Annotated in this window: 12 protein-coding genes and 2 pseudogenes; 6 read left to right on the top strand and 8 right to left on the bottom strand. The window is 58.2% G+C overall.

Translation table 11 applies throughout. The annotated features are described in order from the left end of the window. Nucleotides 1–270: 270 nt before the first annotated feature. On the bottom strand, nucleotides 271–3,570 hold the full coding sequence (locus CJ178_RS31535) for a protein kinase domain-containing protein (RefSeq protein WP_095888963.1): 3,300 nt from the start codon (nucleotides 3,568–3,570) through the stop codon (nucleotides 271–273). Nucleotides 3,571–4,071: 501 nt separating this feature from the next. On the opposite strand from CJ178_RS31535, the pseudogene CJ178_RS33545 reads away from it, so the two are divergent. From CJ178_RS33545 to CJ178_RS31525, 3 genes and pseudogenes are all read left to right on the top strand, one after another. Further along, nucleotides 4,072–4,278: pseudogene (locus CJ178_RS33545) on the top strand (IS3 family transposase); the annotation flags it as partial. A 462-nt stretch (nucleotides 4,279–4,740) separates the two neighbouring features. Further along, nucleotides 4,741–6,033: a flavin reductase gene (locus CJ178_RS31530; protein WP_095888962.1), complete on the top strand. Its 1,293-nt coding sequence runs from the start codon at nucleotides 4,741–4,743 to the stop codon at nucleotides 6,031–6,033. A gap of 220 nt (nucleotides 6,034–6,253) precedes the next feature. Next, nucleotides 6,254–7,147 (top strand): LysR family transcriptional regulator, encoded by an 894-nt coding sequence (locus CJ178_RS31525; protein WP_179300903.1) that lies wholly within the window; start codon nucleotides 6,254–6,256, stop codon nucleotides 7,145–7,147. Between the two features lie 325 nt (nucleotides 7,148–7,472). Here CJ178_RS31525 and CJ178_RS31520 read toward each other — a convergent pair whose 3' ends face one another. The 7 genes and pseudogenes from CJ178_RS31520 to CJ178_RS33535 all read right to left on the bottom strand — a co-directional run bounded on the left by CJ178_RS31520 (nucleotide 7,473) and on the right by CJ178_RS33535 (nucleotide 16,940). Beyond that, complete coding sequence (locus tag CJ178_RS31520; protein WP_095888960.1) at nucleotides 7,473–8,270, bottom strand: hypothetical protein; 798 nt, start codon at nucleotides 8,268–8,270, stop codon at nucleotides 7,473–7,475. Continuing rightward, nucleotides 8,270–9,852, bottom strand: a pseudogene (locus CJ178_RS31515) (hypothetical protein). The gene CJ178_RS31520 and the pseudogene CJ178_RS31515 overlap by 1 nt, the downstream one beginning before the upstream one ends. Nucleotides 9,853–9,957: 105 nt before the next feature. After that, nucleotides 9,958–10,428 carry a PIN domain-containing protein gene (locus CJ178_RS31510; protein ID WP_257013640.1) on the bottom strand — a complete coding sequence of 157 codons (471 nt, stop codon included), beginning with the start codon at nucleotides 10,426–10,428 and terminating at the stop codon, nucleotides 9,958–9,960. 88 nt (nucleotides 10,429–10,516) lie between these two features. After that, a complete protein-coding gene (locus tag CJ178_RS33540) occupies nucleotides 10,517–10,618 on the bottom strand; it encodes an excisionase family DNA-binding protein (RefSeq protein WP_257013673.1) in 102 nt (33 codons plus the stop codon). Between the two features lie 900 nt (nucleotides 10,619–11,518). Next, entirely contained in the window at nucleotides 11,519–12,451 is a 933-nt protein-coding gene (locus CJ178_RS31495; protein ID WP_095888959.1) for a ParB/RepB/Spo0J family partition protein, read from the bottom strand. Continuing rightward, nucleotides 12,451–13,167, bottom strand: a complete 717-nt coding sequence (locus tag CJ178_RS31490; RefSeq protein WP_095888958.1) for a ParA family protein — start codon at nucleotides 13,165–13,167, stop codon at nucleotides 12,451–12,453. Before CJ178_RS31490 ends, CJ178_RS31495 begins: the two co-directional genes overlap by 1 nt. Before the next feature lie 3,650 nt (nucleotides 13,168–16,817). Beyond that, nucleotides 16,818–16,940, bottom strand: coding sequence for a hypothetical protein (locus CJ178_RS33535; RefSeq protein WP_257013638.1), 123 nt, complete (start codon nucleotides 16,938–16,940; stop codon nucleotides 16,818–16,820). A 386-nt stretch (nucleotides 16,941–17,326) separates the two neighbouring features. Here CJ178_RS33535 and CJ178_RS33530 point away from each other — a divergent pair, with 386 nt between their 5' ends. The 3 genes from CJ178_RS33530 (at nucleotide 17,327) to CJ178_RS31465 (ending at nucleotide 19,490) form a co-directional block, all read left to right on the top strand. Continuing rightward, nucleotides 17,327–17,602, top strand: coding sequence for a hypothetical protein (locus tag CJ178_RS33530; protein ID WP_257013637.1), 276 nt, complete (start codon nucleotides 17,327–17,329; stop codon nucleotides 17,600–17,602). 530 nt (nucleotides 17,603–18,132) lie between these two features. Beyond that, nucleotides 18,133–18,489, top strand: a complete 357-nt coding sequence (locus CJ178_RS33525; protein ID WP_257013636.1) for a hypothetical protein — start codon at nucleotides 18,133–18,135, stop codon at nucleotides 18,487–18,489. 743 nt (nucleotides 18,490–19,232) lie between these two features. Then, complete coding sequence (locus tag CJ178_RS31465) at nucleotides 19,233–19,490, top strand: hypothetical protein (RefSeq protein WP_033236862.1); 258 nt, start codon at nucleotides 19,233–19,235, stop codon at nucleotides 19,488–19,490. Nucleotides 19,491–20,807: the final 1,317 nt, after the last annotated feature.

Here is a 20,807-nt window from a genome sequence, read left to right as displayed (position 1 = left end):
GCGCTCTCTCGGCGTTACACACTGTTCCGGTCTCTGCTGGCTCTTCCGGTTTTAGAGTGCATAAAATCGATCTTCCGGTAATCGAATGAGGCACAAGATGTAACGGCTCCTGGGGTGTGAGCATGAGGGTTCTTGACGCCCGATTCCTCACCACCCAGGAGCCGACTCCGTCCCCCAAATGCGGATCGGATCGGGAGAACCTTATTAGCGAACCGCCCAGCCGCCAATGGTTTCTCACACCAGATTCAGACTATTCCCGTGTCAGAACCGCTATTCTTGGTGGCCGACCACCCAGGCCGCGATCTGTGCCCGCGATGTGAATCCGAGTTTGGTTAGGATGTGTTCGACGTGACCTTGGGCGGTCCGTGGTGATATCACGAGCTTTGCCGCAATTTCTTTGTTAGTCAGACCTTGAGCGACCAGTGCCGCAACCTGCCGTTCACGCTTGGTCAAAACGGGCATTGCCTTAACTGCATTCCCGGTTACTCCGGGTTCCTCACGTAGCGCATATTCGGTGGCGCCCTGAAATCCTAGCGAGTATCCGATACTGTAGGCTTTCTCGAATGCCTTCTCCCCGAGACCATTACGAGCTTGATGGTCACACAATTCATGGTAGACGAGGAGGTTGGGAAGCAGAACGGTGGGGCTGCCGATCTTCTCTCTCAATGCCTCCGCAGCTCCCATCAGTACGGCAGCGCGCTGCTGATTCTGATCGCCACTGGCCCATGCCAGCGACTCTAGACACATTGCGGACATAAGTCGATCGTCGATTTTTCGGGTTAGCCGAAGGCCATCTTCCATCAATTGCGCCGCCTGATGACGATCGCCTTGCCTCCAGCGCGTTACTCCCATTGCCCACAGCGAATACGACCGGTACATCAATTCACCATGGTCTTCCGTTATTGCGAGCATCTCCTCGTAGCAAGTAATGGATAACGGCACGTCCCCGCGCAATTCATAAGCCCATCCGAGGGCTCCTAATGCCGTAATCTGTAAGCACAGATCGTCAGATACGCCGAATACTGCTCTTGAGGCCTCGAGGCGCGAGCATGCGCGAGGTATGTTGCCGCTGTAGAGCGCAAGGAGACCCTCGGCCTGAGCTAGGAGCGCATGGGCAACAGGATCGACCATTCGTGCAGTCAGAGCCCGGCCTTTCTCGATGAGGTCCACCCCTGCTGAGAGATCGCCTTGCCGCTCGGCCAACAAGCTATCGGCATAAATTGCCTTGACTTGTTCGATACTCGGTTCGCTCAATGGGTGGGCGAGGGCGCGATCGAGCCACCGACGCCCCTCGGTCAATAAGCCTCGCGCGTTCCAAAAGTGCAGGAGAGCGGTAGCGATGCGCAGCACAGCCTTTGCCTCGCCATCGCCGACTTGCGTCAAGCAGAACTGCATCGCCTCACGAAGGTTCGATTGCTCTCTTTCGAGGCGGGCGATCCATTCTAATTGACGGGGACTAATCCAATCGGCTTCCGCTTTCGAAACCAGCCGGTGATACCAATCCCGATGCCGCCGACGAAATCTCAGTTGACTGCCAGCCTCGTCCAGTTTCTCGCTGCCGTAATCACGCAGAGTTTCCAACATCCGAAAGCGCACCACCGCGAGGTAGTCCTCCCGGATCAGGATTGACTTGTCGACCAAAGCCGTCACAAGGTCGAGCAAATCCTCCGGCAGTAACTCGCTGTCACAAATCACCTCTGCGGCGTTCAATTCGAAACTTCCAGCGAATACTGACAAACGTGCCCACATCTGCTGTTCTTTGGGTGTGCACAGGTCATGGCTCCAGTCGATACACAAACGTATAGTCTGCTGACGAGCCGGCGCGTTGCGATTGCCGAGGGTCAGAAACGCGTACTTGTCGGTCAGGCGTTCCAGAATCTGCTCAACTGACATGGCGCGTAACCGCGCTGCCGCCAGTTCAATCGACAACGGCAAGCCATCGAGCCGGTGACAGATCCGGACGACCGTGATTCGATTCTGTTCCGTGATGCTGAATCCCGGCAAGGCCGCTGCTGCCCGTTGCGCGAACAACGTCACTGCGTCGTACTGTGGAAGCCCCTGTAACGGCGCATCTCCGTCAGGAACGGGAACTGTAAGCGAAGGAACACGCAGTATTGATTCCCCTCCGACGCCGAGGGATTCACGACTAGTGGTCAGGATCCTCAGGTTGAGACAGGATCGCAGCAGTGTTTCAGCCAGGGAGGCAACCGCATCCACCAAATGCTCGCAATTGTCGAGCACGAGCAGGATATGACGCGGAGTGAGAAAGTCCACTACGACTTCTTCGAGTGGCATTATGGACCGATCCCACACCCCTAGATTGGCAGCTACCACCTCAACCAACAGAGTCTCATCATGGAGTTCGCTCAGCTCGACCAAGCACACACCATCAGAAAATGCGCGTTGCAAATTGGCGGCTGCTCGTAACGCCAGACGGGTCTTACCTACACCGCCGCTTCCGGTTAACGTCACCAGACGAGACTCGGTGAGCTTCTCCTTCACCAATGTCAGTTCGCGGCGCCGGCCCACGAAGCTGGTGAGCTCAAGCGGCAGATTCCCTCCCGAACGCCGGAAGTCCGAACCCGTCGACGGGCTGCTCACTGAAGTCCTCGCAGTGTGTGAGGGTGCTGCAAACATCTCAACATCTTCACGAGGATCGCCCCGGTTGACGAGCAAGGCCATCTCGTCAACCGGATAGCCCGCCTGGAGTTGAATCGCTCGAAGCTTGTCACCGAACTCTGCTGCAGTGTTCGGACGATTCCGCGGATCGGCGGACATAGCGCATTCAATCACTGCGCTTACGTTCTCAGGGACGCCCTTCTTCCGCAGATCCGGGACCGGTTGGGTGGTGATCCGCAGAAACTGTGCGACTACTTGCTCACCACTGTGACGCTCGAATGCTGAGTGGCCGGTAATGGCACAGAATAGCGTGGCACCGAGACTGTAAATATCAGATACTGCGGTCGCAGGCTCACCCCCGAGTACCTCTGGAGCAGTAAACGCTGGCGATCCTGTAACTGTGCCCGTGGCAGTCTGAAATCCTCCTGACATGTGCGCGATACCAAAGTCAGTCAGTGCCGGCTCACCGTACTCAGTGAGCAGAATATTCGAAGGTTTCACATCACGATGGATGATGCCAAGCCTGTGAGCCGTCTCAAGAGCCCCCGCAATCCTAACGCCTACCCGTAGCGCACCCTCCAATCCAAGCGGTCCTGCTCGCCGAATCAGGCGGTCCAACGACCCTTTCGGGTGGCATTGCATCACAATGTAGGGACGTCCGCCCGCGAGAATACCGACTTGCAGAGCACCAACGATGTGAGGGTGGCCCGTCAGACGACCCATTGCCCGTTGCTCTCGGAAGAATCGCGCTTGGTTCTCATCATCGACTACCGTCGCAGTGAGAATCTTCACCGCGACCATACGATCGAGGGCGGGCTGAATGCACCGATAGACGATGCCGAAGCCGCCCCGCCCAATCTCGTGGAGGTCGTCGAAACCTGCCGCACTCAGCTCAACCGCGACCGTGTCTGACGCGCCTCGACGAGGCTTGGACGGGCCATCGGTGCTCATCGGTGACTTGCGACCCGCCCGGCCTCGCCCATAAAACGAACCATCCTCTTGCCTCTCGGTAACGCTGCTTTCAGTATATCCCTGCCCTGGGGTAAGTCGTTCGCACTCGACGGTTGATTGGCTCGTTCCTTCACTGACCGCCATCGCGATTCCCGGAACGAATACTGCACAATTTCTGGCGTTTAACACCCCCTCAACTTGGTTGCCGTCGTTTGCCTCGCAGATCACTTCGCTGACCGTCGACGTCTACGACGCGAACCCATTCGCCCGATTGAACGGCACCCGCCGCAGAACGGTAACGCATTGTCCATCAGCCTTTTTCGCAAGGAAACGGTGAGCATTGTGCCGCAGATTTCGCACCTTGCAGATAAGAAGCGTCGACGTCGGCGAAGCATTCGGCACGATTGACCACGAGCCGCTGACCTCGTGGTGCCACTAGATGCATCGCTAGCCTCCACACTCCGTATTCGACGCGAGAAACAGGTCGAGATGTTTCTCCGCTCGATCGACCCACGAATGAAAGCATCGCTGGCCGTGAACGCACTGACCAATACAGTTGCACTTCCCTGTGCGCCCGGGACGGCCGTACATTCCGATCGCGATAGTCAGTTTCGGTCAAGAAAGTTCGTACATGCACTGTCTAACAATGGTTTACAACGTTCATTGAGCAGGGCCGGGACATGCGGTGGCATGCAGCTCTTGGAGACGGCCTCCGTCTACCAGCAGTCCGATCGTCGCTCCGCGAGAGCGTCGCCGTAGGCCTTGTCAACTCCGCCACTTTGCTCGGGCGAGCAACACTTAGGCACAGATCTGCATCCTTCTCAAAAGCGCGCGATATGAAATCCAGCGCGGTCACTTGTTGCGGAACAACTTCGTGATGGCATGTCGACACGGGTCAGGATGGGCGCGAAGTTCGCACGCTGCGCGTTTCCGGCGGGAGCCGCCTGAACTGAAATTACGCTGCTAGTCGCTTCGGGTGTTCTTCGATGCCGCTGGTAGCTGCGGGTGTTCTTCTCCGACTCGTTACGTTGCGGGAAACTAGACGCGCTCAACGGCCCATCAGTGTGCGGTAATGCAGCTCTGCTCTGCAAAGTTCGACATCGACCAAACATTGCTCGAAAGAAGACAATGGCATGCCAGGCACGTCTCCGTTCCGCGGTGTCTGACTGAATGGTCATAGAGTGCGTTGTTCGACGCAATGAATCGGAAGTTGAGCTGATGACAGACATGGACTTGGACAGCGCCCCGGTCGTCGATGCCGATCTGTATCGCGAGGTCATGGGACATTACCCAACCGGCGTTGCAGTCGTCACCGGGTTCGATAACGGCGAACCTATCGGCATGGTCGTAGGAACATTCAGCGCAGTGTCACTTGACCCCCCCATGGTCACATTTATGCCTGCAATCAACTCGAGGACTTATATGCGGCTAGCCGAATCGTCTGCATATTGCATCAACGTTTTGGCCCACGATCAATTGGACCTATGTCGCCGGATGGCGGTCCCCCGCGACGACAAATTCAGTCAGGTCGATTGGAGCGTGTCCGCCTTCGGAGCCCCTGCCCTCGCCGAAGCGGTCGCTCACATCCACTGCACTATGAGGAGCGCAGTACCAGCCGGTGACCATCTCATCGTATTGTGCACAGTGCACGCGATGGAGGTGACACGCTCGGCCCCTCCCCTCCTGTTCTTTCAAGGTGGATACGGGGGATTCAGCCCGCGCGGCATGACGGCAAAGGGTGACGCCGACCTCATCACCGCAATCCGTTTGGCGGACCCCGCGCGTCGCTTCATCGGAGCCCTCTCGGAGGCTTTGGGTTGCGAGGCGGCAGTACTTGTAGGGGTCAACGACAACGAATTGACGACAGCTGCGAGCGCGTATGGCGGTGACGCTTCGATGCAGGAGCGTCTAGGTGCTCGAATCCCGCTCATGCCTCCATTGGGAGAAGCATATGTCGCTGGCCAGACCACCGAGGTGGTCGAGCGCTGGTTGTCTCGAGCACCGTCACAGGAGCCGGAAGTTCTCGCAAGATATCGTTCACGCCTTCGCACAATCGCGGAACGCGGAGTGGCTCTCGCTATGATTGCCCCGGGTGGCGAGGACGCCTATCGCGATCTCCACAATGCTATGGACGAGTACGCGAGAAACGAACTTACCCCCGCGCGGGAACGTGCAATTCGTTCGGTGATCCAGGACATGTCGTGGTTCTTTGCGGCGGGCGAACTCATCGACGATGAGGTCTACGACGTTGGTTCGGTAGCGGTGCCTGTGCATAACCCCGAAGGCGACGTGTCGATGGTCGTACGACTGACCCAGCTACCACGCAGAGTTGACGGGCGTGGCGTCAAACATTGGATTCGCGAGCTCAAGGAGGCTGCGAGCGGAATCGAGAACGAGTTGCGCGGTACCGGTGGTGCGCAACAATTGCAGGACTACCGGGCCTGGTACACCAGCGACTATTAAATCCCGACCATTATTTCACGAAAAGCCCTACGCAGCAAATGAACACAGCTAAATCACAACGATTACACAACATGTCAAGCTTTGCCTGAGGCACCAGGGCCATGAGGGCTACACAGGATGTTCGCGACATACCCGCAGGGTCACCTAAGGTTCGCATCCGAATCGGCCAGGATTGTCTATATGCCTCGAACACCAACCTATCGAGAAGGACGACGGCATTGTGATTGATCCCTCGGATTTGTTGGTTCTGTTAGCGGTAGCTCGCACTCGAACTCACCTGGCTGCCGCCGAGACGCTAGGGCTTAACCATACGACGGTGGCGCGCCGCTTGAAAGCGCTCGAACGAGAGGTCGGTGATCGCCTACTTGTTCAGGGCTCCCGAGGTTGGGAACTAACGGCCATCGGCCGCGCGACTATTGTCGCGGCCGAGGGCGTCGAAAAGGCTCTCCAAACACTTCCAGGTGTGGAAGAAATACAAGTTGGCGGTTTGCACGGAATGGTGCGGGTGAGTTCGACCGAAGTTTTCGGTCTTCTCGTTGTCATTCCTGCATTTGCTTCCCTCCGTAAGATCCACCCTCATATCAGATTTGAGTTAGTTCCGGTCGCAAGATCGGGGTGGCCGTATGGCAGGACAGAGGACCTTGAGATCGCGGTGACAAGACCCTCATCAACCAGGACGGAACGACGGAAATTAATCGAATACAAGCTTGGCCTGTTCGCCTCCAGCGGTTATCTGCAGGAGTACGGCACGCCCGAGACTTTGTCCGACCTTCAGAAGCACACCGCGATCTACTACATCGAATCGATGTTAGAGGTGCCAGATCTAGATCTGCTCGCGCGTCTGTACCACTCCAGTCCCCAAGTCTTGGGAGCGATGAGTGCCTTGGCCCAGCTCGAGATGACGCGGCGGGGGCTTGGCATCGGAATACTCCCCGACTTTCTAGCCAAAAACGAGCCTGATCTGCGGCAAGTGCTAATCCCAAAAATTCCAGACTTCCCGATCACCTACTGGATGAGTGCACGTTCTGAGAACCTTAGGCGTCCCGAGGTTCGGGCAGTCGCTGTGGCAATCGAGTCGCAGACCCGTCTCGTCTTCGATACTTTGAAGGAATAGCGGGTTCGAGTGAATGTATTTGCACATTTCTTCTGCAGTTAAGTGCGCCATGACCGCCTGTAAGGCCGAGCCCGGAGTGCACAGATGCGCGGGTGGTCGCTCATCGCAAAGCAGGAGACGACGACCTCCCCATGCCTCGGTGATATCGTCGATCCCACCGGAGCTCGCCGGTGGTGGCGGTGCCGGATGCCGAACCGGTTCGGGGTGCGTCTCGGATCAATCAAATTCACAGCAGTAGGAACCACCATGAGCGGCCGAGATCGATGACAGTATATGACGACGAGGCGAGCGAAATCTCCCGGGCGTGTCGTAGCGAGCTGTCAAATCACGTCCAGTCGATGTGGACGGATTCGATGGAATCGAAGTGAAATCCGAAGGCGTCGTTGTATTGGTCGAAGCCCTTGTTTTCCGGGTAGTCCATCGTGGCGTGGCGTTCGAGGATCGCGACGACACGAGCGTGGTCGTCGTTGGCCAGTGCTACGGCGAGTTCTCGTGTTTCCTCGACACTGAACGGACTATCGGAGTTCGCGAAATCCAAAGTGCGCACACGGTAGTCGTAGCCTTCCTCGGAACCGTTACGGACGGAGACTCCCCCACGGACTCGGATGGTGGCCTTCTTGGGTTGCCCGTCGGGTCGCAGAACGCCGGCGCGGTCCATGATGTCGCGGGCTTTGACGTTCTTGAGTTTCTTCTTCGCATCGGCGCGGAGTTCGTTCGTCTCCCCGGACCGATACCGGGAGACTGCGGATCGAGAACGGCCGATTTTCTGTGCGACAGCATCGATTCCACCAAGACGCTCGATCGCGGCCCTCCGTTGGGCCCGCTCGTTGACATCCGGGTGCGGGATCCGGCCTTGTTGTGCCCACCGTCGCAACGTTCGGTCCGACGGTGGTGTTCGGCCGGCGTCGATGGCCGCTTGGCGTAGGCCGTCGTTGCCGATTTCGGTACGAATCTGCCGGATGGACACCTTGCTGGTCAGGCCTGCCAAGCCTCCACTTTTGACGGTTTTGGACTTTTCGATGCCGCTGGTCGCCGCCGTGGAGACGGACACCTTGAGTCCATCGAGCCCGACCGCCTTCTGCGCGGGCTGCTTGGTACGTGGCTTCGGAAGGTGCAGTGCCACTATGTGTTTCCTTCATCATCGGCAGAGTCGCCGGAAAAGGCGGCTTTGAGCGCGAGGTTGATCTCGTGTGTGTCGCGGGCGTCGGTCAGCATTGCTGTGACGTTCTCGGTGAGCGGGGTGCACTTCTCCAAGGTCATCTTACCCAAAGCGTCACTGTCGTCGGCGATGTCGAGTCCGTCAGGGAGTGGGTAGACCCAGGAGTCGGTGACTGTACGTAGTGGCCAGCGGCCGGTTTCACGGGCGATGCGCATCGCGACGCGGCGGCCACGCCAGCGGCAATGTGCGATGATCGCCGCCCGCCAGAGCGGTTGGTGGTGGTGTTGCATTTGTTTCGCAGTCCACATGTCGGGGTTGACCATTCGGCCGATATATCCCTTGTAGCAGGCCCCGAGGAACCGTTTCATCGCGGCATCGTCGGTGTCGACCACTACTTTGCGGGCTTCCCGCAAAATTTTTGCCCATTTGTCGAGAGCGCGACCTTGCTCCGGGTACACCCACGCTTCGGTGATGTCGAGGTCGTCGAGTTCGGCGCCGATGCCGCCATCGGCGACCGGGGCGCACAAGGCGTCGAGGCTGACAGAAGTAACCCACGTTTGAACGGGTTGGTCCTCGAGCATGTGCGGGTGCGGCAGCGGCATAGTGTCTGGGAGGGCGAGCATATTTGCTGCCGGCAGCGTGACGTGCACAGTCCGAACGGGGTTTTCGTTTCCTCCGCGGCTGCGCGCGCGGCGTCGCTGCGGAGATGGCGCGGTTTTCCGTAGCCGAAGTCGAGCATGCCGGCCGAAGCTAAGTATGCGGCGCGCTGATCGATGGAAACAAGCACAGAAGCGTCGTCGAGCTCGCCGCGTTCGGGGACGCGTGTCCACCCGAGGGCGGGTTCGAGATCGCCGCGGTGTTCGCCGTCGAGCGGCGGTACCGGGCCTGCGGTTGTGACGACGATGCCTTTGCCGCTGCGGGTGCGTTCGCGTTTGATCTTGTCGACGACTGCGGCCCCGGTACGAGCCGGGGTGGGACCGGGTAGGACACCGAGGTGCTGTGCACACCAGGCAAGTCTGCGTCCGAGTTCCTGTGCGGCAGGAAGATCATCGTCAGGGAGATATGTACCGGCAGTGGGCGATCCGAGGATTCCCATGCCCCCCACACGATTTCCCCACCCGAAGTCTTTGTTCCAGTACGTCCACACGTACGGTTCGATGACGATATCGACCATGGAGGTGAATTTCCCTGTCGTACGAGAGAGCTGCACGACATGGCCGGGGTCTCCGCGCAGTTCCCATCCGGCGGTCAGCATCGGATTCAAGCTGGCCGAAAGGACACCGGTGAGTTCCTCGGCGGCGCGGGTCCGGAGGACTTCCATGTCATCGACGTCGTCTTCGCTGCCGGGGTCGATGATCCAGCCGAGCATCTCGCAGGCATCGATGCCGACGACCCAGATCTGTGCCGGAGCACCTTATGGGGTCAGTGCCGCCCAGCGGATCAGCTTGTCGAGCTTCTCAACCGAGTCCGTGCCCACGGGAGGGTGCAACCGTCGTCCGTGACGGTGACATGGAGCAGACACGTTCGTGGCGCAGTCAGCAAGCAGAGAGGCTCGCAGTCGCTGCCACCTCAGCGGCGAAGCGCTGCCGCTGAGATCGGAAGCCCCGCCGCCACTAGACGATCACACACATCCGCCGGCGTCCCAGGAGGGTTACGCCACGCCGCTGCCGTCGCACTGACCGCACGATGAACCCCGCACCCCGTCGAGATTGAACAAATCCATCACGAACTCATCCGGATGCTTCGCCTCGACACCGAACTGCGCAAGCTCCGAATCGGGAAAGTCCCGCAGATTCGCGGTCACGATCACCTGAGCTCCCGCTCGAACCGCTGCGGCAAGCACATGCCGATCATCCACATCGGGCAATGTCAGTGCGGGAATCAGTTTCTCGTAACCGGTGACCAGGCAGTCCGGAACCGCGGCATTCATCAACTCCCGCAACTTGTCCAGCTTCACGGTCGGGATATCCGGGCAGTCCTGTGCCAAGTTCCCGAAAGTCTCATCGAGAAAGCGATCCGTCCACTGGGCATGGACACGACCGGTCTGCGCGAGCCGGATCAACACATCTCGTAAAACGTTCGCATACAGCATATTGGCGTCGTACAACACGGTGAAGGTCACGTCAGTACAGCCCGAGATCTTCCGTCAGATCTGCCAACTCGTCGGCGGCGTTACGTGCGCCGCCGAAGCTGAGAGCGTTGATAGGCAATCAGCGACGATGCGAGGACCGGCGATGACGGCCCACCAACCAAAACTCGATATGTCCCTCGTCGAGCAGCTTGATGACATGTGGGCGAGAGACATTGAGCATCTGCGCAGCCTGCTGCGTGGTCAACTCCGCATGTGCCGGGACGACGGTGATGCCCCGCCCCCGCGGCCATGTTCGCCAACACGTCGCGGAACAACTCGAATGCCGCGCGAGGTAGATGCACAGACTCCGCAGTCCCTGCGACCGTAACGTCAAGAGTCTGACCCACATCGGGTTCGACACCGCGCAGCACCTGCAACGCCTGACGTGCCTGCTCCTGCTCGATGACACTGGGCTGTTCGCCGGCGGAAATGGCGCTACCTCCTACATACCAGAATCCTATAACCGAAACATACGCAATAATCGAAACAAACGGAACGTAGGCGATCTGCCGATGGCTGACAATCGCCCGAGATGCGCCAGCACACCAGTTCACCGCGCGAGAGTGCCGCATCAACCAGAGCCACACAACAATTTCCTGACGGCACCAGCATTTACACACCGCCAGTGTATCTACACGTTTCCATCGCTCAGGGCCCCCGCGTGCACGGGAGGCGACCTCGCGAGTCGGCGTTCGCCCCATTCCTTCAACGCGAGCTACGCTGTGCCCGTACACGTCTCGGACAACAGACCGACCCCTCGACCGCGGGAGCGGCACCCGAAGATGGTCGAACCGGTATGCCGGCACCTCCGGTGGAATGGAAGTCGGCGTACATACGGACGAACCCCGGGAGCGGTGCAATGATCCGACGACGGCTCGGCCAAGCAGTGATGGTGATCACGCTCGCCTCTGCGGTCGTCTCGACCGCGCCCGCCCAGGCGCAGGTGCCGTCGCCAGTCAGGGCGCCGGGCACAGTGACCGCGACAGATCCCCTGCCATGATCATTCTGGATCCCCGGCGCCGTCAACGGATCAAAGCTCACCTATTGGTCCACGAGACCGCTGAACCGGCCCGCGTTGCTGTTATTGCCCGAGTGCGTCGCGCAGTGACCGCTGTTCCTCGTCGGTGTAAATCTCGCGCAAGGCCTTCGCCAGCACTTCCGGATTCACACCGCCCTTACGCAGCGAACGCAATGAACGGACAGCCTTCGCCGTAACAATTGTGCTACTACTTGAAGTCTCGGTGGCTGGCTCTGCATCCTTGGATTCTTCTTGCGCAGACTGTTTTTCGGCCCGCTCCTGCGCGGCGCGCCAGGCCTTGACCTGCCCTTCCAAGGGAACTTGCGCGAGGGAACGTGCCAATCTGATGGCGATCTCTCCGCCACGAAGCTTCTCCTGAAGTTCAGGGGAAAGCTTGAGCAACGCGCGCCGCTGAGATACCCAACCTTTGGAACGACCGAGTCGCTGGGCTGCGGCGTCGGCACTGCCGCACTCGGCAACGAGCGCTTGGACTGCTTCTGCTTCTTCCAGGACATCGAAATCGCTGCGGCCGATATTCTCGATGATCGCGGCTTCTAGAATCGATTCCGAGCTCGTTGCGATACTGTCGCGGACAACGACGTCCATCCCAGTGCGGCCGAATTCTTTCGACGCCGCAAGACGCCGGTTACCGTTGACGACGATGTAACGTGCTGCACCGATGAGCTTTTCGTCAGCAGGAAAGATCTTCAGCCAGGTCGCCCTGGTGATGGCGACGCCTGGTTGGAGCTGTCGTTCGGCGATCGTCGACAGATCTGACAGGTCACCGATCCGGCGCCGCGGGTTACGTGGGTTGCCGATCAACTCCCCTAAGGGAACATTCGCGAGGAGCTGGCCATCGATGTACGTGCTGACATCGGAGGGAATGTCTGCGGGTGTGGTCTTCCCGGGTGTTACCGGCTTACTATCGACGGAAGAGTTGTCTCCGACGGAACCGGCCAGCGATGCCAAGTCGATCCTGCCGCCCCTGCGCGCCATCAGTGTCCACCAGCTTCCAACTCGAGGCTCAGTTTGTAGAAATCTTCGCGGGCCTGCAGAGAAACGCGATTGGCGTCGTATTCGGTCACCACGCGGCCGTCCGCGGCCGCACGTGTGTGAACCTTGTAGTGGCGCACCACAGTCCGGGCGAGCGGCCAACCGTGAGCATTGACGAACGCGCGAGTCTGCTCCAGATCAACCTTGCCGTCTCGAGGGTCCCAGTTATTGATGACGACAACGAACTTTTTACCGAGGGGCTCGATGACCTTCTTGATCGTGCGAGCCGTCGGGTCGAAGCACAGCGGCTCGGGTTCGATCGGAACGATGACCAGATCAGCAATTGAGAGGACTGCGCGTAGTGCATCACCGGATGCGCCGGAGCCCAAAGAGTCCGCACCGTCGCCGTTGCTTGAGAAATCGATCCACCCCGGTGTGTCAACATAGACGTGACTGATGCCGGGAAGATTGTGAAGCTGACTCAGAACCTTCGGATTGTCATGTGCCTGAGCAATTTTGAAGGGAAGCTCGTTTCCAGAACCTTCGACACGATCGGCCCACCACACCGCCGACCCCTGAGGATCAACCGAGATCGCCGCCACGGGCGATTCGACATCCGCATCACCGGTCAGCGCGTGAGCTTTCACCGCCGCGAGATTCATTGTGAGGGTGGATTTTCCCACTCCACCCTTCTGATTCAAAACCACGTGCACAGCCATATACAACCTCCGTATACTTCGCTCCCCTTAATAGGGAGCTACTTCGGACTTTCGCCGCCGCAACCATTATTGAAGTGGCGCGCGTGTCAAGTTCACTCTACGGGGTCCACAGGTGAATCCGTAAATCGACATGCGGCAATCGCCATAAGCCGCAAAGGGCTTCGAGGCAACGGATGTCGGACGTGCTCGCACGTTCCACTTACTGCCAAAACACGTGGAGGCCAACTGACCTGCCGTTCAACAGTTCTGCACTACTGGCGCAATCGAAGTCGGAAACAATCCGCATGGGCCAACACCAATTGTGGCAGCAGACTGGTTGCCGCAATCTCACAGTGGAGAACAAGCCTGATTACTCACCGGCGCAGCAACTATGGGGATTGACTTATCAATCCAATTTCTTATCGAAAAGCGCCCTGCTGCAAAGTGATTCACGCATCGACTACGTCTTTCAGCTTCGAAACGCTCAGCTGGAGTTCGCCATACCTGCCCTGATTCACTGGCGATCATTCACCAGGAGACATTACGTCACTGTGACGATATGTTCGCCCATTGACCATGCCGAGAAATTTCAATACGCATTCTCGCAGCTGGACCTTCATTCCTATATCTGGCATCGCGCTACAAAGTGCACCACGATCTACATCTGCAATTACAAACAGCGTACGGTTCAGGTTGCACACATGCGAGAGCAAGAGGGCGGAGTTCAGCGCTCCCATTTCTCGGGATAGAATGATCTCCGATAATCAGCACTTCCCAGAACCGACTCTACCGGTTTACCGCGGTAAACTCCCCTGCTCGACGAACCGACGCACACCGCTTGCACGGTTTAGCGCGGTAAACGTCCGTGCTCTTCACATCTGAATGTGCCGCTGGCGCACCGGTTTACCGCGGTAAACTCCTCTGCTCGACGAACCGAAACTCACCGCTTGCACGGTTTACCGCGGTAAACTCCGAAGCAATTCTCGTCCGGAACACTGATCTGCCGGTTTACCGCGGTAAACGTCCGTGCTCTTCACATCCGAATGCGCCGCCGGAACCCGAGGTTTACCGCGGTAAACCCCCGAAGGCAGCCTCGCCGGAATATCGATCCAGCCGGTTTACCGCGGTAAACTCCTCTGCTCGACGAACCGAAACTCACCGCTTGCACGGTTTACCGCGGTAAACTCCGAAGCAATTCTCGTCCGGAACACTGATCTGCCGGTTTACCGCGGTAAACGTCCGTGCTCTTCACATCCGAATGCGCCGCCGGAACCCGAGGTTTACCGCGGTAAACCCCCGAAGGCAGCCTCGCCGGAATATCGATCCAGCCGGTTTACCGCGGTAAACTCCTCTGCTCGACGAACCGAAACTCACCGCTTGCACGGTTTACCGCGGTAAACTCCGAAGCAATTCTCGTCCGGAACACTGATCTGCCGGTTTACCGCGGTAAACTCCGGATCTGGACAACTCTGGCGCGTCAATTCCGGCAATATCCACGAGAACAGATCAGCACTCTCATCAGCCTGTCTGCGCGGCCAGAGTTTCACCTCCAGTTCATTCCTCTAGGGCACGTCTGACAACTACACAAGGAGTCCCTCCAATCGGGCCTTATCCGGCGCCTCGCTGGCGCGAGGTTCTGTCGGGTCAACTCAACAACGTTGGCGCCAGAATGTAGTGGTGCTCACTTGAGGCCGAAAATCCGCTTAGGGTAGCGGCAGAACTCACTGATCCGAGAAAATCTTCTTGAATCAATTCCCTTATCAGACAACGACAGTCAAGAATATCTCCGGCCTCAATTTGGGAATGGCCTCGCAAGTAGTTGAATCCTGGCTGTTATCAACATGATTGCGCGTCCTCGTAGTTGGCGAGTTCGAAGATCGATTGGATTCCATTCTGTAAGAATGGTTTTCATGCCGATGACACTGCAGAGGCAGCAGTTATCGGAGGAATCATTGTGCCCGCGACTTTCCGGCGACGGTCGCTCGGATAAGCGCTAGGGCAGCCGCTCGAACGGACGGAGAAGCAACACGTTGATTCCGAGCGGCGGCCTCGTTTGCCGCAGTCCGTCGCTCTTCGTCGCGTTGGTTCTTCGCAGTGACAGCGAGTTCGTTTGGGGAGGGGACAGACCAGTTGATACGGGCGAGGCGCCAGTGCAGGAATCGGACCGGATCCTTCAGGTCAGCTGTGTTAGGCCATATCCAGCCTCGCGACTTGGTGTCTTCGGTGAGGGTCCGGGCGATATCTCGACCCGACCAGCGGTTGGTGTCGATCGAGTGGCGGATGAGGGCGTCGCTAATCACTCCAATGTGCCCGGGGGGCATCAGCGCAGGCGCGTATCGAATTAGTTCTGCCGCTGCTCGCTGAAGGTTAAGGGGTTTGGGCTTGCGGGTTTTGAATTTCTTCTGGTGGCCTTTGCGCGTGCGCGCGTTTGTGTAGTTCTTCCTAACGGAAGAAGAAGAACTAAAAGCAAGTACAACAGATAGGGGGTCAGGGATGTTTGTTTGTGGATAAGTTTTGGTTGGAGTGTGGTCGCATTCTGGGGCCTGTGGGGTTGTTTGTGATGAGGGTTCGGTTGGGGTGTTTGGTGAAGTGAGACGTTGAATTACCGATTTGGGTGAGATGAGTGCCCAGACGCTCGCTGCGCGGGTTTGATGGCCGCCGTGGTGTGCTTCGGCGGCCCAGCATTCGATGGTGCGTAGGAAGCGTCCTCGGGCCATTTCTTTAGCTACGTGGAGCGCGGATAGAACTCGTCGGGCGCGTTGGACTACAGAGACCGAGGTTCCGGTTCGTTCGGCGAGTGCGGTTCGGGATGCGGCGACGCGTCGGCCTGTTCGCTGTTCGGCGAATCCTGCCATGGTGACTGCGACTGCGAAGACGCGTTGTGGGTCTACTTGATGTTGGCGGCAGGCGTCTGTGCCGGTGGGAGTATTCAGAAGCTCTCGAACTTGGCGTTGCCATTTGGCTCTACCTGTCCATAGGGGGGTTCGCGCTTGTTCTGTGTGATCGACGGGTAGGCACCAGGATTGTCCGCGTTGTTCGCTGTCCGTGTTAAGTGTGGTGATTTGGTTGATGCGTTCTTCCGCGCGGGTGATCGAATCGGCAAGATCAGGGTTGGATATGCCGTTTACGGGGGCGTTTGTTGCCGATATCACTCGAATTTGCGCGGAATAGCTGTTTTTTTGTTGAAGATAGCTTGAAACAGATTCAGGGTATGGGCTACCCTGAGACGTACCTACCACGGTGAGTCCCTTCGGGGAGAGCAACAGATGAGGCAGAAGGGCCAACTTCGGCTTCATCAAAATGAAAATTAGACAGAAAAAGCCAATCGGTCTTTTTCTGTTTAAGATCCAAAATGGGTCGACAAATAACCCCCTGCGGGGGTTATCGACTTTGGATTGTGAGATATGTAATTGTCCGCTTATTACTGTTCAGTAACTTAGTTCTCCTACTCTTTCTGAATACAATTCACCCCATATCCCATCACAAATACCCGCCCTAATGGTGGAACGACGCATGGTGTGTTTTGACACATAATAATGGGGTACGAATGTCTCCGTTTACGTGCTCGCGCGTTTTGAATCACAGACTGTTCTGAGCAGTCACCATTTGTAACCAAAGACTGACTACCAGGACTTGCTAGGCGCTGCAGCGTCCTGTGATTGCTCGAATTTTCATTCACCGATGGTGAGACCGACTTTCGGAACGAAGTAGATAATCGTCTGCACAGTCGTGGCGCTGAACGTCGGCGCCTGTGGGCTGTCGACGAATCGGGTGGTCGGCCGTTCCGTAATCACCGTTCCTGCTGCGCTCGATCCGCTGTCCGACCAGGCACGCCGTGTTGATGGCGAGCGACCGGTATGCAGTAACCAACGGCACCCGGTCGATAGCGGTATTCCTTGAACCGCACATTCGCTCGGACATGCCGAGAGGGTCAGTGGGATGGGCTGTACCAGTGGCCGACATGCGCCGCTTCGGTGATGTTGTTTCGTTTCGTGCCGAGCTTTACGAATTCGGGGTGTCGATAGGCGACGACGCAGTCGGCCGCGAGGCCGCGGCAGGTGGCAGGTGGCAGTCGAAAGATCTTGCGGCAAAGTCATACCCGAATATCTGCTCCTCACCAGTGCGGCAACACTTGAACACCGCGCGCACCACATAACTTGCACCTTCCGGTTTCCCTGGCATGACGTCGGTGGTTGCAGACCGGGGAACCGGGATCATTCGAGAGTTGGTCGACGTAGTTGTTCCCGGACGCTTCCCACCGAAGTTGAAGCTGATTCGCTCGTGCGTGGTGGATTCGGTGCGTTTCTCGGAGCGGTCGGGAGACTCGGTAGGCGCTGGGTACTGCTTCGATCTCGGCGATCCAGGCCGACCTCTGCAAGCGATCGGCGAAGTAGTGGAGCGTTATTGCTGCAACATCGTCAGTAACCGATTATCCGTATGGGCGGTAGCGATTTAGCCGGAGCCAAGATCGTCGCTCTGATCACGGGCTCGGATGAGTGGGTGCCGGTAGAACTTGTCTGGGGTTCGTATCCGCATACGTCGCCCGGACCGGCTCGGCGATCTCGCCGGTGGCTCATGCAGGTCTGGCAGCAGGATCTTTGACGGAGTTTGTCGTCCGAAGCGTACTCCGCGCGATGGTGGACGCGATGACGTTGCCTTGGACAGGAAGAGGTGGAATGTGGCCTGTCTCAGGTGTTCTCGCTTCGCTGACTCAGCAGGGTGAGCACCTTGAACTCAGTGGCTGGCGTTCAACAGCGAGGTCGACGTTCCCGTGCTCGGTGCTTAGGTTCGCGACAGAGTCGCCGGGTACTTCATCATAGGCGTAGCGTGCCATGAGAATGCCCACCGCCGCATCAAGGCCGCATCAAGGCCCTTGGCGAAGCGCTTTGGTTGCAACTGCTTCCGCGACTACGATGACCCGGAGAGTGGTATCGGCCGTACTGCGGCTGCCCCGCCAGCTCCCATTTGGCCCTGGCGAGCAGGCCAGTGGTACACGAGATCTACCGTCTGGACGATGCCGACATCATGGACTGCGGATACCACGTGCAACTCCATCTCGATCCGGAATCCCAGGTACGCTTCGAGTGTCAATTGGCGGATGCCGTTGTCCGTGAAGTCGAATTCGATTCGTTGACAACGCATACGGATACCGAAACAGACATGCGGCGTGCTGGATTCGAACCGACGTGGGTGGTCTCACCTCGATTGATGTTCTGCACGTCGACCGTTTCGTTGTTCCCGGGTGCCTCACCAATACCTGCCGGGTTGCCGTTTCTCTGGTCCGCCGGGCTTCGTCGTCGCCTTGCCGGACGTGCGGCTCGCACTATGCCCCTGCCGCATTGACGGCAGAGAGCGCCTGCAAGGTTCGTAGTCTCCACCAAGCAGCTGTCCGTCTCGGCTTTGGCCGGCAGGAAATGGCGTTGTGATGTTCGACGGCAATCTGTTCCTGGCGAAGGGTGTCGAAACGACCGTTGAACGGTCCTGGTACGTGGCCAGGGCATGCAGTTCGCGCAGCGAGTGTGACACGCAAAGGTAGATATAAATGCTGCAGCACAATCAATTTCATCGAATTCTTATGTTTCTACCGACCGTGCGCAGCGGCCCGGCATATGCGTAGTGTGCGGAAGTTGACCTCTGGTCTTCGCTGCCATCTCACGCCTCCGCCTCCGCGTCCGCGGAGCTGAGCGCCATGTTTGGTGTCCTCGACCTTCGCCTCCGCAAGGCCGTCACCAGACTCGCAATGGCTGGCGACAGCGCCTGTCATCACGAGACGCGCGAAATGAGCGAGATTCCAGGGAGCGCCGGCTTCCGGTCGCCGGAATTGCTCTAGTTGAGTGCGCTTTACGTGCGTGCCGTGGCCCTTGGCCTGGCCGTGTCAACCGTTGCGCCTGATCGCGTCAAGAAGTTTCGCAGGTGGCAACCCGCCGAGGTTTTGCCCAGTTGCGTTCAGAAGCCGTCGATTTCGCTCGGCAGTGTTTTGGAATCAGCCTGGAAATCGGTGAACCCCGGCAGTCTTCCGAAACATGCGACACACCGAATGGGCGCGCCTACCCGTATCAGTTACAGATTGGTTCTAGTCTTTCCTCATGGCACAGCACAACAAGGGACCTCGCGGACACATCGCGACTCGTGCTCCCCTCAAGCAGCACAAGGTGTACGAGGATCGGGCCGCCGAACTCGGGATCCCTGCTGGGGACTATTCCGTGCTCATCTTGGCCATCACACACGGACTGGACATACCGGACTACATCAGCGACAAGCTGCGTCCGGATCAGCTTCGTTTGCTCGAAGTCGAAGCTGCGGGTTCGTTGCAACGCATCGAGCAGCTTGCGATCGGCGCATGAACTACCCCTAGACAGCGAACAACCCCCAGGGCTTGGCGGCATCGGGGGCTGTCCGTTTATGCGGTTGTGGGAGCTTCCCAGTTCCCTGACCACCACTAACCCGGTTAAGGAAGAGGCGGTGCTTATTCGATGATATCGCAGAAACATAATTCCGCCATACACATAGGCGTCTCAGCGGTGTCTTTTTCAGCACACCCGCATCACAATTTGGTCTGGATGATTTCCGCATCACACTGCGTGGATCGACAAATTTCCCTGTCTGCCCAGGTCAGCGCCGTGCCCATGAAGGCACCTTCCCGCTGCCGGCGGATCCGATCCTTGTTCCGACATTCTGCTGGTCCGCGAACGTGTGTTTCGTGGACTCGCGTGAACGGGGGCTGCCTGTAGCTAGTGGCGGACGAGGGATCTCGATATCCAACTACACAGCGCAGACCTCTCGAACACACAGGCCCCCCGAAGGGGGTGATCTGGAGCGGACCGCATCGCGGCGAATAAGGACTGGCAGGTCCTTGACGGACTGAGAACTGGCAGGTTCTCGGTCATCTGTTCTCGAAATGTTCTCGAGAGGTGAGCTTCGAAAGTTGACGCTTTCTCGGCTCGAACTGCATCCCCGGAAAGGGACTACCTATGGCAGGTATGTCTCAGGGTAGCTCATACCCTGAATACGGATCAGCAAATTCTCTATCACTCGTTTTGGGCGTGTCGCGCAGCAACCCCCCTGTTCCCGACGTTCCCGCCGTTTCGGCGGCCGTCGTCGACGAATGGGAAGCCGCAGTCAACGCGGCAGTCGCACGTGTCGCCCAAATTGAAGAGACGACACAGCAACTGAACAAAGCCTCTGAACAGCGCGGATTCTCCTGGGCGTTACCTGTGGAACCAACCGAACAAGCCCGGGTCCCTGTGTGGACATCGCGCAGTGAATGGCTCCGTCAATTTCGGTATCACACCAATTCTTCTGCGGGTAAGGCTTTGTGCGCGCGCAGGCTGATCAAGCCCGACAAGGCGTATGTAGTTGCCGAGGCACACGCTCATTTCGCAGAGTCCCGGACAGGGCGCGGAGTGACGGCGTCGAAATCAACGATCGCGGCGCGCGCCAAAGTCAGCGAATCTGCTGTCAATCGAGGACGTCGCGTCCTTATCGACCTAGGGATGGGTGTTGAGCAGGTCCGGGGTCGAAAGCTGAGAACCATCGAATTTCTTGCGGCAGAAGCGCACCACGGAGGTCAACAGCGCCGCGCGGCGTCAACGTGGGCATTGTCGTCCCCCCGATCAATCGTAGAGTCGACACCGCCGACCAAATCGTTGAAGAATCGCCCC

The organism is Rhodococcus sp. ACPA4 (assembly GCF_002300185.1).
In the GTDB taxonomy this organism is placed as follows: domain Bacteria; phylum Actinomycetota; class Actinomycetes; order Mycobacteriales; family Mycobacteriaceae; genus Rhodococcus_F; species Rhodococcus_F globerula.
This window is presented reverse-complemented; position numbering and strand designations above follow the sequence as displayed.

What these genes read in the sequence shown, in the direction of transcription:
- CJ178_RS33530 (WP_257013637.1), top strand. Translation starts at nt 17,327, where the DNA reads ATGACGTCGGTGGTTGCAGACCGGGGAACCGGGATCATTCGAGAGTTG.
- CJ178_RS31490 (WP_095888958.1), bottom strand. Translation starts at nt 13,167, where the DNA reads ATGGCTGTGCACGTGGTTTTGAATCAGAAGGGTGGAGTGGGAAAATCC.
- CJ178_RS33540 (WP_257013673.1), bottom strand. Translation starts at nt 10,618, where the DNA reads ATGCTCAATGTCTCTCGCCCACATGTCATCAAGCTGCTCGACGAGGGA.
- CJ178_RS31535 (WP_095888963.1), bottom strand. Translation starts at nt 3,570, where the DNA reads ATGAGCACCGATGGCCCGTCCAAGCCTCGTCGAGGCGCGTCAGACACG.
- CJ178_RS31530 (WP_095888962.1), top strand. Translation starts at nt 4,741, where the DNA reads ATGGTCATAGAGTGCGTTGTTCGACGCAATGAATCGGAAGTTGAGCTG.
- CJ178_RS31465 (WP_033236862.1), top strand. Translation starts at nt 19,233, where the DNA reads ATGGCACAGCACAACAAGGGACCTCGCGGACACATCGCGACTCGTGCT.
- CJ178_RS31495 (WP_095888959.1), bottom strand. Translation starts at nt 12,451, where the DNA reads ATGGCGCGCAGGGGCGGCAGGATCGACTTGGCATCGCTGGCCGGTTCC.